Genomic DNA, 13,089 nt, shown 5'->3' with positions numbered 1-13,089 from the left:
TCGTCGCCGTGCGCTCAAAGACTGCTGTTCCACGCTCATAGGTCGCTGTCTCGCGCTCAAAGAAGCCCTCCACCCCTTAACTCAAATTTCTAATGAAATACTTTGTACGCATTCTATTTCTTGAAGAAGAATAGGGTATATTGAAGGGAGGAGGTGGGAGAAGGTGATCATAAAGAAGGTAGCTTCGCGCTTTTTCAAAGAACGATTTTTCGATCAGGCGGCACAAACGGCATATTATTTGTTGCTGTCGATGTTTCCTTTTCTCATTTTCCTGTTCTCGCTGCTAAGTTATTTACCTGTCGATGAAGAGATGTTTTTGGCTTTTATAAAGCCCTTTGCCCCGAGTGAAGCGTATATCATCATTGAGCAGAATGTGCGGGCCATCATTTTCAAAGTGCAGGGGAAAGTTTTATATACAAGCCTGGCTGTCGCTTTCTGGTTATCTTCGGTGGCTGTGCAGTCACTCGCTCGTTCATTAGATCAGGCAAATGGTTACATCAGACGGTATGCGTTTTGGAAAGTGCTGATTCGGGACTTAGCTGTTACCTTCCTATTCATGTTAGTTCTTTCTCTGTCCCTATTTCTTCCATTAGTTGAAAGGGCGCTGCATGAGGTGATTACGCATTATGATGTGGTTGAGCAATGGAGTGGCTGGCTGTATATATGGCCGTTGGTAAAGTGGGGTTTAGGGACGTTGTTTTTAATTCTATTTTTCCTATTGTTTTACAAAGTTGTGCCAACAGGTAGAATGAGAGTAAAAGAAGTGATACCAGGAGCGCTTTTTTCAGCAATTGGATGGCAACTGTTTTCGCTCTTTTTCGGAAGCTACGTGGCGAAGGTAGACTATACGAAATTGTACGGGCAGTTATCCGGAATCATTTTGCTCGTACTTTGGTTTTATTTCACTGCTGTCATTTTGATGATTTCCGGGCTCTTAAATGCGGAATTAAGAGTGTCTAGCAGAAGGAAGGTTCGATGATGATGAGAATTCTTGTTGTAGATGACGATGTTAATATTTTGGAGCTTGTGAATATCCATTTATCTCAAGCCGGTTATGAAGTCATAAAGGCGGTTAATGGTTTACAGGCTCTTGAGAGGATCGAGAAACAGCTTCCGGATCTTGCGGTTGTTGATGTGATGATGCCTGGAATGGATGGGTATGAATTGACGAAGAGATTGCGTGCAGAAGCGGATATCCCGGTTTTATTACTAACGGCTAAAGGGGAACTTGAGGATAAGGAGAAAGGGTTTTTAGCGGGATCTGATGACTATGTTGTGAAGCCGTTCGAGCCGAAAGAATTGCTGTTTCGTATTAATGCGATTTTAAGGCGTTATGATAAAGCGGTCGATACGATTATTGAAGTTGGCCCGATGATCATCAACCGTCAAAGCTATGAAGTATCGATAGGGAAGAAGGTGCTTTTGCCACCGTTGAAGGAATTCGAATTATTATCCGTTTTGGCTTCTAAACCGAACTATGTATTTGAAAGGGATCTCCTTATTGAGCGGGTTTGGGGGTTTGATTATGAAGGGGACGAGCAGACGTTGAATGTCCATATTAAACGGTTGAGGGAGAAGTTGCCGGAAGAGGTGAAAATCGTAACTGTTCGCGGAGTCGGCTACAAGCTGGAGGTGGCTCCATGAGGTCGCTATACGGGAAGTTTCTCTCCTTCACGACCGGCATTATGATGACAAGCGCTATTATTGCATTTTTAGTCGTCAATACATATTACCACCAGCAATTGAAGGGACAGAACGATGAAAAGAACATGAATATTGCTTTATCACTTGCCGAATTTATCGAATCGGAAAAAATGGATCGACTAGATGATTTCTTTCAAACACAAGCAGCGGTTGGTTATAAATTGTACGTTATTGATGAGGATGGACAAGCCTCTTTTTACGGTGCGCCATTTCGCGAGCAAAATCTAGAGCAAGAAGCGGTTGACCTTGTATTAGGTGGAGACCGGTATCATGGCATGCGCGATTTGAAGACGGAAACGTTCATGACCGGCTTCTTCTCCGATCAGCTTGCAAATACGGTTGGTGTCCCATTTGATATCAATGGGAAAAGATTTGCGCTGTTCATGCGCCCGGATATTAAAATGCTGTTCACAGAGGTTCATTTTCTTTTAGGCGGTATGGTTGTCGTCATGGCAATTGTTAGTTTGTTATCGATGTTAATTGTTGCAAAGAAACTGATTGAGCCGATTACTAAACTTACGGTAGCGACAAAAAGGGTTGCAGAAGAGCGGTTTACAGGAACACTTGAAATTAATCGTAAAGATGAGATTGGCCAGCTTGCGCAAAGTTTCCAAAAGATGACGGAACGATTGAGTGAGAATGATCGGATACGAAAAGAATTCATCAGTGATGTATCTCATGATTTTCAATCGCCATTATTGAATATAAAAGGGTATGCGGATTTATTGAAAAATGATGATCTGCCTATGCTCGACAGGAAGAATTATGCAACCGTCATTCAATCCGAAACAGAACGGCTCTCTTCCTTGACGAAGCAATTGCTGTTATTGACATCGTTAGATCAGCTTTCATCACCTTTGCACTTGAAGTCGTTTCGGATGGACACACAAATAAAGGAAACGGTCCGAAAATACCGTTGGCTTTCGGAGGAAAAGCAAATTTCCATTTCAGTTGAGCTAGATGAGGTTGAATTCACCGGTGATCCTTCGTTTCTTGAGAAAGTATGGGAGAACTTAATATCCAATGCGCTGAAATATACAAGTCCAAAGGGCAAGGTCGACATCGTTCTAACCGATTATGAAGACCGCGTGAGAATAGAAGTGCGCGATGATGGCATTGGGATTGCGTCAGAACACTTATCAAGGATATTCGACCGTTTTTACCGTGTGGATGAATCTCGAACATGGGAGATAGAAGGCACGGGGTTAGGGTTGTCCATCGTTCAAGAGGTTGTTGAACTCCATGGAGGCGACATCCATGTTGACAGCAATGACGGCGTAGGTACGACTTTTACGGTTATCCTTCCAAAGTTGTAATGTATTGTTCATGTTCCGTTCATGTTGACTCCTTAAGATAAGGGTATAACAAACTGGGAACAGGAGGAATCATCAATGCAGGAGAAATGGAGTATACGACTGATCCGTATTTCAGCGATTTTTGGAATGATAGGGGCATTTTTAGGATCCCATATGGCAGGGGCAGGTTCCTATGCATTTCGACCAATCCACGCGCATATTCTAGTCGTTGGATGGTTATCGGTATTTGCGTGGGGAGTGTTCTATAAAATATTTAAGGTCCGGGCGAAAAAACTCGTTACTGCGCATGGATTCACGGCGATTGTCGGCTCAATCGGATTGACGATGGGAATGTGGTTCCAATTCATGCAACCATTCGGTCTGAACGAAACATTCTCGCTCATCTTCTATATCGTCGGTGGAAGCGTCTTGCTTATCAGCTTTGCGTTGTTCGTGTTACTTACATTTCTCATTGAGAAAGAAGGAAGACGCTAATGTCTGAAGGGAAATTAAAAGGAAGGCGGTTATGGTGGCTCTCCATAGGGATTTGGCTCATCATCACTGTCTTGCTTTCCGCGCTTGCGCCAGGGAGCAAGGAACATGTCATTGCGAATAAAGACTCGGGGCTGCCATCCGATGCTCCGTCCATCGTAGCCGCATATGAGTTGGAAAATTATTTTCCGAACGATGGGGGCATCCCGCTATTTGCAGTATTCCACAAGGACGGCGGGCTGACGGATGAAGAGATGGTCAGCTACGCACAAGCGATTGAATCCATGAAAGAGGATAGTGCGTTTGATGAAGTGGATGTCATTCCTTTATCCCAATTAAAGCCTGAGCAACGAGTGGCATTTTTGTCAGAGAATCAGAAGACATTCTTTATTCCTCTTTCTTTGCCGAAAAACCTTGAAGGAAAAGACCTGAATAAGTTAGTTCAATCCATCAAAGAAACTGTTGACGGGCAAGTAGATGAAGCGGTCGAATTGTCTTGGACCGGTCCGGCAGGGATTGCTTCAGACGCAATTGAGCTTTTCAGCCAGGCGGATATTGTTCTACTGCTTTCGACAGTGGGACTAATTCTGGTTCTACTATTAGTCATTTACCGATCGCCTTTGCTGACGCTCATTCCGTTAGCAGGAGCAGGAATTGTTTACGCAGTTGTCGACCGGGTCATCGGTTTCGCTTCTAAGATGGGTTGGTTTGGAGTGGATAGTCAGGCGCTGTCGATTATGACGATTTTATTGTTTGCGGTCGTTACGGATTATTCATTGCTCATCTTCTCCCGTTATCGGGAAGAATTGAAAACGCATGAAGATGCGAGCGCAGCCATGAAGGAAACGATGCGTCACGTGAAAGAACCGATTTTCTTTAGCGGCAGTACGATTGTGTTAGGGGTTGCTACGTTATTCTTCGCAGTGTATGAGCCGTATCGTAATTTTGCACCGGTATTCGCGATTGCTGCAGCTGCAATGCTCATTGCAGGATTGACACTATTGCCAGCATTATTCGCGGTAATTGGGCGAAAGGCATTCTGGCCGGTCATTCCGAAATATGGAGAAGCAACAGTTGAGAAGAAAACAATTTGGGGCAAAGTGGCAGCTGTCGTTACGAAAAAGCCGTTGCAATTCATGATCCCGATTCTGTTGCTGCTTGCGTTAGGTGCTTGGAATATGACAAATATGAAAGAATCCTATGATCTCATCGCTTCGTTCCCGGAAGATCTTTCATCACGGGTTGGCTATGAGCGGTTGGGGCAGGACTTTTCAGAAGGAAGCTTGGCACCGGGCACATTGCTTTTCGTTTCAGACAATGAATTAGGCATGGAACAGTTACAGACAGTTATTGAACGGATTGAGGAAGATCCAGCAATCGCTCAAGTGACGACGCAAGGTAATCCTTTGAATGAAGCAGGAAACGCCGCAAAGTTCTCCGTTACTTTTGAAGGGAATCCGTACGATGCGAAAGCATTTGATGCGGTATTGAAGCTACGGGAAGATAGTGACAAACTCCTGAAGGAAGCAGACTTGTCAAATACGGCCATGTATATATCCGGCGAGACAGCGGTCAATGCTGATTTAAGAGATATCAATGACCGGGATACATGGATTGTCATGATTTTGATGACTGTTTTGATCACGGTCATGCTAGGCTTCCAAACGAGATCGATGATTGCACCAATTTACATGATGGGCAGCATCTTACTGTCATTCGCGGCGACAGTCGGATTGGCATACTTCTTATTCGAGGTGTTCTTGGACCTCGATGGACTTAGCTACCGGATGCCTCTTTATTCATTCGTCTTCCTCGTTGCACTTGGTGTCGATTATTCCATCATGCTCATTGCAAGGATTCGGGAAGAGATGAAGGCGATGCCTTTTGACGATGCGGTGCGCAAAGGGTTAGAGCGCACCGGGGGAGTGATCAGTTCTGCAGGGTTAATCCTAGCAGCGACATTCCTTGTGCTCGCGACAATGCCGATTTATGAACTGAAGCTGTTCGGTTTCATTATGGCGTTAGGGATTTTGATCGACACGTTCATCGTCCGACCAATGCTCATTCCAGCCGTCTTAGTGCTCTTAGGGAAAAAATGGAGCTTTTGGCCGAAGCGAATGTAACTATACTATAAGAGAGGGCTGTTCAGAAAGTCGGAAATCCGGCTTCCTGAACAGTCTTTTGGTAATTAAGATGATCAGCTTCTAAAGTGAAATCCGTGCTCAAGGAAACGTGTTTCGCGCTCAAGGAAGCGAGTTCTGCGCTCAAGGAAGTGAGTTCCGCGCTCAAGGAAGTAAGTTTCGCGCTCAAGGAAGTGAGTTCCGCGCTCAAGAAAGTGAGTTTCGCGCTCAAGAAAGTAAGTTTCGCGCTCAAGAAAGTAAGTTTCGCGCTCAAGGAAGTAAGTCCCGCGCTCAAGAAAGCGAGTTCCGCGCTCAAGAAAGTGAGTTCTGCGCTCAAGAAAGTATGCTCCGTCCTCAAGGTGGATATCTAAAGCAGGTCAGCTCGCGTCAAAGCCCCTGTTATGTTCTTTTTTAATTCTTGCTGTTCATATAAGCTATAGTTTGCTTCAATCCTTCCCGATAGGAAGTGCGTGGAAGCGGGCCGATTTCTTTCTCATATTTAGTGCCGTCCAATACAACTGGCTCTTCGTTCAAATAGAACATTTCCACCATTTCACGCATCCCCGCATTGAAAATACCAAGAAGACGAAAATGATTTTTGGAGATAGTCGAAACTGACTTATTGTATTTGGAAAGTTCACGTATTATCTGAATAATTTCCTTCCCAGCAATCACATCATAACCGGAAATATTAAAGTTCTGTCCATAAGCATTTTCGTGCATTGCCAGATTGACTGCGGTTCTTGCTCCGTCCGGTGTGTAAATAAATTCCCTTGCGATTGTTTGATCTCCGACAAACATTGCCTTTTTGTTCCGAATGGCATCTTTTAAAGTGAAATGCAAAAGCGTATTTTCTGCGTTCGGACCATAAAAGTCAGGAAAATGAACGATAGTGGTTGGGACGCTGGATTGTTTGACGAGATTTTCAACTTCTAAGCGGATCTTCCCCTTTTTTGTATGCGGTCGTTTCAAAGTATTCTCCGTCACTTTGACGCCAGGTGATCGCCCGTATGCGTAAATATTCTCGATAAGTACAAGCTTCGTTTTTTGGATTTCTGCCGTTTTTAGGACATTCCCAATGAAAGGCACTAATTTTTCCTTCCAATCAGGATAAGGAATATTAGCCGCTTGAAAAATGACATCTACACTATCAGCGGCACTTACAATATCTTGCAAGTTAAAAACATCTCCGATTTTAATCGTGACTCCCTGTCGTTCTTCGTATAAATTCTTCAATTTCTGTTCTGAACGGGCGAATGCAATTACTTGCGTTCCCCTGCTAATCAATTCATTTACAAGCGCATACCCCATTCCGCCCGACGCTCCCAAAACAAGTGCCTTTTTCATATGAAATCCCCCTAGAATATTATTTGACCACTGTTCAAATGAGTTGAAAAAAGAAAGCCAATTCAATGGCTGCCTTTTTAAGAAATATTCTTTAATAAAAATTTGACGTGCGCCTTCGCCAGGTCAGAAACGTCGTCGAATTTAATGACATGGCGTAAATAATGGGTGACAAACCCATGCAAAGATAGGAAGACGGACCAGATTTCCTGAATGGAAAGTTTCCCTCCACATAATCGATGAACCGTTTGAGCAAAAATTTCATATGTTTTATATGGACTTTGATTAATAAAATCTCGCACTTCCTCGTCTTTGATTAAAAACATGATCTCATAGTGGCTTTGATGTGTTAAACCAAATTCGATGTAACCAAGCAAGATCGCTTCAAGCTTTTCTTTTGATTCGAGAGGAGTTTGTTCCAGTTGGAGTAATTTTTGTTCCAACATGCCAAAGTGCTCCACCACAAGCGCAAAAAAAAGCTCTGCCTTATTTGTGAAATGATAGTAGATAGCTCCATGGCTATAACCAAGCTCTTTCGCAATTTGCCGCATTGAAACATGTTCGTATCCTTTTTCGATGAATAAATCCCTTGCAGCATCCATGATCATGTCTTTCGTTAGATCACGTTGTACAGAATTATGAGATGACATAGTACCTCCTCATTTGACCACTGTTCAAATAAAGTGTAATTTACTTTTTACAAGTTGTCAATGGGGGAGGAATGGGACATTTCAATACGCATAGCTTAAAAATATTAACCATTCATTTAGCAACACGCCTTACGTTTTCCAATACAATTTCACTATTCGGTATGGATGGCATGCTGACCAAGCTATAACTGATGTCTTGGTCAGGGACGTCAAATTCCATCCGGTTCGCTAAATAATCCAAGCTGATTTTCATAACCTCGATCGTCAGCCATTCTCCGGGACATCGGTGGCCGGTCGCATGATCCCCACCGCCTTGTGGCATAAAATTATAAGACGTTATCGTTTCATCTTCAAAACGGGATGGATCAAAAAGAGTCGGGTTCGTCCAACTGCGCGGGTCGCGATTTGTTCCAAAGAAATCAAGCAGCGTCAAAATGCCCTTTTCAAATTGGTAGCCGTTCCATTCGAAATCAACTTTTACCCTTGCTCCGTTAAAAGGGAAGAATGGATACAGTCGCCGCACTTCCTGAACGAAGTTTTCCAAGGCGCTCTCTTTCCGGGAAGCCAATTTACGCTTTTCTTCTGGGTGACTGATGATAGCGTGTCCGAGAAATGCAATATAAATAGAAACTGCAACGATTGGCCGGATGATATTCAACACTTCAACAGCAGCAGTTTCTTTATCCAATAGATTTCCTTCCAAATCTTGATGAAAGGAAAATTGATATAGCGCACTTTCTTCAGGCACCTGAAGATCCCCGGCCCGTACTTGTTCAATCAAGCCGCCAATCCATGTCTCCAAATTAGTACGTGCCCGTTTTCCGCGCCAATAATGGACACCTGCAGAAGCGGGTGTTTCAAATAGCAACGCAAGTTCTTTCCGTTTTTCCTCAGCTTCGTCATCTTCAAGAGGAACGCCAGCCCATTCACATGCTGCCCGCGTTAAAATATCCTGAGCCTGTTCATAGAGGTTAACTCTTTTCTTCCCAGCCCATTCTTCAATTTTCTTCTCCCATTGCACTGCTATCAGTTCGTTCATTTTCTTTAATCCGGCAGGTGACATAAGTGTCATGAACATTGCCTTTCGATGATGATGTGTCTCCCCGTCAAGTGTCTGGACGCCATTTTCGCCAAGCAGCGTCTTCTGTGCGCGTTTTGGAGCAGCGCCATGGCGGATAAACTTGTCGTTATCATAAAAAATACGGGCTGCTTCTTCGCCCGATAAACAGATGACCTTTTCACCAAGCAACCTCGTTTCGAAAACATCGGACTGAAAGCTTTCACGGCGGTTCTGAATATATTGATACCCTTCTCGCATCAGTGTTAAAGTATGGTCAATTCCTTCTTCTCTCGGAAAAGTCTTCATCCTAATTCCTCCCTGCTGATCCTTAGTTACATAGTTCCCTTGTTGTTTTTCAAACAAACATCAGCAAAAGAAAAGGCACTTGCCAATGCGGCAAGCACCTTGTAGTTCTTCGTCTCAATGTATTACTCGACAAACTTGATATCTTGTAATTTATAGTGGCCAGAATCGTTAATCCAGTAGCCTTGAATCTTGTCACTGACGCCAGTTAAATAAGCTTGGTGGTGAATATAGACCATTGGTGCTTCCTCGATTAGCATCTCCTGTACTTTATCATATAAAGCAAGGCGTTTGCCCTCATCGATTTCCTGACGGGCATCATCCAACAGTTTGTCGATTTCCGCATTTTCATAGAATGCCCTATTTCCAGATGATCCCTTATTGGATGAATGGAAGAGTTGCGTCAAGAAATAGTCGGCGTCACCAACAGGGTTCGACAGACCAAGGATGAACATATCATGTTCGCCATTGGCCGTTTTCTCCAAATAAGCGCCCCATTCTAATACTTCAATTTCGACGTCGATATTAGCCTGTTTGAGCTCTTGTTGAAGTAATACAGCCGTATCCATTCGCTGAGGGTTGTCATTTGTCCAAATCGTGGTCTTGAAACCATCTCCGTAACCTGCCTTTTCTAAAAGCTCAATCGCTTTCTCAGGGTCGTATGAAAGAGGTTTCATGGCTTCGTTATAGCCAAATACGCCTGGTGCCAGCGGTCCGACAGCGGCAATTCCGAAGCCATCATAAATTCCGTCCAATATCTCTTCCTTATTCACTAGCATAGAAATTGCTTGTCTGACTTCTACATGGTTGAACGGCTCCTTTTCCACGTTAAATCCAACGTATGAGAGTGATGAGCCGTTGGTGACATCCACTTTTGCTTTACCAGACTCGTCAATACCGGCAACTTCATTCGGTTGCACAGGTTCAATTAAATGTGCATATCCGGTTTCCAATTCGGCGACGCGGGTACCACTTTCGGGAATGACTTTAAAGGTAACTTTGTCAAGGGATGCTGGCTCTCCCCAATAACTTTCATTTTTCACGAGAACGATTTCCGTTCCAGGTATCCAAGAGTCGAATTTGAAAAATCCAGTACCGATTGGCCCTTCAGCAACAACGGCACCTGGAATTTTACCGTCTTTAATGCCTGCATAGTCAGCCTCAATTAGCTTTGGGCTGATCATGACGCCTACTGGGTGATTCAAGTGTGCAATTAATGGAGCGAATGGATATTCCGTTTCCATGCGCACCGTGTACTCATCAACAACCTCAATATTTGAAATGACTTCAAACAGGAAGGCGCGTGGTGCGGCCACTGCAGGATCTAGGATGCGTTCAAAGTTCTTTTTAACTACTTCTGCATTAAAGTCTTCTCCGTCATGGAATTTTACGCCTTCCTGAAGTTTAAATTCCCATGTTGTATCATCAATGGCTTCCCATGATTTCGCTAGATTAGGGACAAGGTTTCCATCCTTGTCTTTTTGAACAAGACCTTCCACTACGTTCGTTAGAACCGCAGCAGTAGGAACATCTGTAGCAGTATGCGGATCAAGCGTAGCAGCATCGGATAAGACTGCCAATACTAGCTCTCCGCCATCTGTGGAAACTGCTTCTCCACCTTCTTCCCCTACATTCCCCTCGGCTTTGTCATCAGCAGCACATGCAGACAACAATAGCATTATTACCAACATTGGTAATAAGGACAAGACGTAGTTCCAATTTGTTTTCAAACCCATCTACCCCTTTTTGTTTTTTTATCCCACTCAACTATAAATGACACTATCAATTCAAATATAACAGTATTGTCTGATAAGTAAATAGTTATTCTTAAAATGAATAGAAAGGTAGAGATATAAGTAGTGAGTTATACAAATTAAAGAATATATTATTCATATTATTGAATAACCATGCAAATTTATTTGCCGGAGAACTATATATAAAAAGGACCGTTACGAGTCGTAACGATCCGAAAAATTATTGAAACACCAAATTCAGCTTTCCATTTTCCAGTGCGAGACTGGCATCGAACTGATTGCCGTTATTCGCGGTAAATCCTTTAATCGTATTCGTTTTCCCCTTCGTGCAGAGCAGTTTCACTTGTGCAGAGGTCAGCTTCTTCTTCAGAAATATTCCCGGAAATGTTTGCTTGCAGCCATTTTTATAATTGCTGCAGCCATAAAAACCTTTACGGGCAAGAATCATTCCGGTTTTACAAGCCGGACATGGAGCCACCTCTACTGCTTGATAGGAACCGCGGGACTTTGATTGCCGAGGCGGAACCTTTGTCGCATCGATCGGCTTAGCTTCCAACTGCTTCGGTACATCATCCAATAGCTTTGCAATGAACTTTGAAGTGTTATCAAGGAAATGCTGTCCGCTTCCTTCGCCATTACCAATTTTCCGCAAATATGTTTCCCATTTCGCCGTCATCGATGGGCTGGCAAGCAGATTCCCTTCGATTGCCTGGCAAAGAACACGACCTTTTTCCGTAATTGACACAATGTTTTTCGACACGGTAATATATCCATGCTTTTTAATCGTCTCGATAATACCGCTTCGGGTCGCTTCAGTTCCAAGCCCCTCAATCTCTTTCAAAATATCTGTTTCCTCTTTATCCTCAACCAATTTCCCGCAAGTTTTCATCATCGCGATGAGCTGACCTTCCGTGTATGGCTTCGGTGGCATCGTCTTGCCTTCTTTAATACCAATAGCAGACTGGACGATTTCTTGCATGCGAAGCGGCGGCAAGGCAGGCTCGTCCTTTTCATCCTTGGACCGTTGGAATAAAGCCTTCCAGCCCAAATCCCTTTCCGTTTTGCCAGTCGTAAAAAACGGAAGGCCATTCACATCCGTCGTCACTTTCGTCTCTGTATATAAATAATCGGTATGAAACATGGCAAGCGTCGTGCGGACAACCTCTTCATATAAATTTCGCTCGAGCGGCGACATTCTTCCTTGGACCGCCTGTGTTGGCACTTTCTTCGTCGGGATGATCGCATAATGTTCCTGCACCTTTGAACTATCAACATATCGCTTCTTCGGCGACAGCGAAGCAATGGGGAACGGATGGCCGATCAGTTGTTGGTAATCGCCAACTTGGTCCTTCAAATACGCAAACTCATTCGGCGTAATATGGCGAGCATCTGTCCGCGGGTAGGTGACAAGCTTTTTCTCATATAAGCCTTGCATCGTCTTCAAGACATTCGCAGGGCTCATCTTCCATCGTCGATTTGCCGTTGCTTGCAACGTCGACAGCGAGTGAAGCTGAGGAGGCGGCGTCCGTTTATCAGTATGGGTGACAGCAGTGATGACGCCAGGCGAATTCGGTTGAATTCCGTGTTTCGCAAGGAGTTCCTGAATGATCTCCCGCTTCGGCTCCTTCGCTTTCGCCTTGCCTTTATACGTACCGTGCTCCGCTTTGAATGTCGCTTCAACTTCAAAAAAGGGCTCCGATACGAATGTTTCAATCTCGTGTTGTCGCTGATAGATTAAGTAAACTGTTGGAGTCTGTACGCGCCCAATCGGAAACACTTCCTGAACCCCTTTCGCCTTCAATAAAAGCGTATACAAGCGCGAAGCGTTCATCCCGACAAGCCAGTCACTGATCTGACGGGCTTTCGCCTCTTCATACAGCTGCAAGTCCTTACGGTTGTCCCGCAAGTTCGCAAACCCTTTCCGCACTTCATCGACTTCAAGCGAATTGATCCAAAGCCGCTTGATCGTCTGATTCCGCGCGCCGGTTTGATAATAAATACTATAGAAGATATTCGATCCTTCGCGGTCAACGTCACACGCGTTAATAACTGTATCAGTCCCGCGAATAAGCTTCTTCACAATCTGAAACTGCTTGAACTTCCCCTTCGCTACTTGAAATTCATACCGGTCCGGCAAAATCGGCAAGCTGCCAAGCGTCCAGCGTTTCCAGGCCGGGTTGTACGCATGCGGCTCCTTCAGTTCGACCAAGTGGCCGACGCCCCATGTAATATAGGCCCCTGCCGGAAAAGTTGGACATGGCGTGATTTCAAGAAAGCCTTCCTGTTTGCGTACGGAAAAAGCGTCTGCATACGCTTTTGCTTGGGATGGTTTTTCAGCTATGATTACGGGTTTCATTTTCTCACCTC

General features: G+C 44.2%; 11 protein-coding genes. 6 read left to right on the top strand and 5 right to left on the bottom strand.

The annotated features are described in order from the left end of the window. The first annotated feature begins 163 nt into the window (after nt 1–163). The 6 genes from SLU01_RS16110 (at nt 164) to SLU01_RS16085 (ending at nt 5,982) form a co-directional block, all read left to right on the top strand. Nucleotides 164–979 (top strand): YihY/virulence factor BrkB family protein, encoded by an 816-nt coding sequence (locus SLU01_RS16110; RefSeq protein ID WP_147060223.1) that lies wholly within the window; start codon nt 164–166, stop codon nt 977–979. 2 nt (nt 980–981) lie between these two features. Then, nucleotides 982–1,644, top strand: coding sequence for a response regulator (locus tag SLU01_RS16105; RefSeq protein WP_147060229.1), 663 nt, complete (start codon nt 982–984; stop codon nt 1,642–1,644). Further along, nucleotides 1,641–3,020, top strand: coding sequence for a sensor histidine kinase (locus SLU01_RS16100; protein ID WP_147060222.1), 1,380 nt, complete (start codon nt 1,641–1,643; stop codon nt 3,018–3,020). Before SLU01_RS16105 ends, SLU01_RS16100 begins: the two co-directional genes overlap by 4 nt. A 75-nt stretch (nt 3,021–3,095) precedes the next feature. Next, entirely contained in the window at nt 3,096–3,494 is a 399-nt protein-coding gene (locus SLU01_RS16095) for a hypothetical protein (RefSeq protein WP_147060220.1), read from the top strand. Beyond that, nucleotides 3,494–5,614 (top strand): MMPL family transporter, encoded by a 2,121-nt coding sequence (locus tag SLU01_RS16090; RefSeq protein WP_147060218.1) that lies wholly within the window; start codon nt 3,494–3,496, stop codon nt 5,612–5,614. Before SLU01_RS16095 ends, SLU01_RS16090 begins: the two co-directional genes overlap by 1 nt. A gap of 95 nt (nt 5,615–5,709) precedes the next feature. Then, nucleotides 5,710–5,982, top strand: a complete 273-nt coding sequence (locus SLU01_RS16085) for a hypothetical protein (protein WP_170232734.1) — start codon at nt 5,710–5,712, stop codon at nt 5,980–5,982. A gap of 40 nt (nt 5,983–6,022) precedes the next feature. Here SLU01_RS16085 and SLU01_RS16080 read toward each other — a convergent pair whose 3' ends face one another. From SLU01_RS16080 to SLU01_RS16060, 5 genes are all read right to left on the bottom strand, one after another. Next, the gene (locus SLU01_RS16080) at nt 6,023–7,024 is read right to left on the bottom strand and encodes an SDR family NAD(P)-dependent oxidoreductase (protein ID WP_308507745.1); all 1,002 of its coding nucleotides are present in this window, start codon (nt 7,022–7,024) and stop codon (nt 6,023–6,025) included. An 11-nt stretch (nt 7,025–7,035) separates the two neighbouring features. Next, nucleotides 7,036–7,605 (bottom strand): TetR/AcrR family transcriptional regulator, encoded by a 570-nt coding sequence (locus SLU01_RS16075; protein WP_147060212.1) that lies wholly within the window; start codon nt 7,603–7,605, stop codon nt 7,036–7,038. A gap of 112 nt (nt 7,606–7,717) precedes the next feature. Then, a complete protein-coding gene (cypC, locus tag SLU01_RS16070; RefSeq protein WP_147060210.1) occupies nt 7,718–8,971 on the bottom strand; it encodes a CYP152 family fatty-acid peroxygenase CypC in 1,254 nt (417 codons plus the stop codon). A 122-nt stretch (nt 8,972–9,093) separates the two neighbouring features. Then, nucleotides 9,094–10,704 (bottom strand): glutathione ABC transporter substrate-binding protein, encoded by a 1,611-nt coding sequence (locus tag SLU01_RS16065; protein ID WP_170232733.1) that lies wholly within the window; start codon nt 10,702–10,704, stop codon nt 9,094–9,096. 238 nt (nt 10,705–10,942) lie between these two features. Beyond that, entirely contained in the window at nt 10,943–13,078 is a 2,136-nt protein-coding gene (locus SLU01_RS16060; protein ID WP_147060205.1) for a type IA DNA topoisomerase, read from the bottom strand. Nucleotides 13,079–13,089 lie beyond the last annotated feature (11 nt).

The sequence above is a fragment of the Sporosarcina luteola genome (assembly GCF_007991495.1).
GTDB lineage: Bacteria > Bacillota > Bacilli > Bacillales_A > Planococcaceae > Sporosarcina > Sporosarcina luteola.
This window is presented reverse-complemented; position numbering and strand designations above follow the sequence as displayed.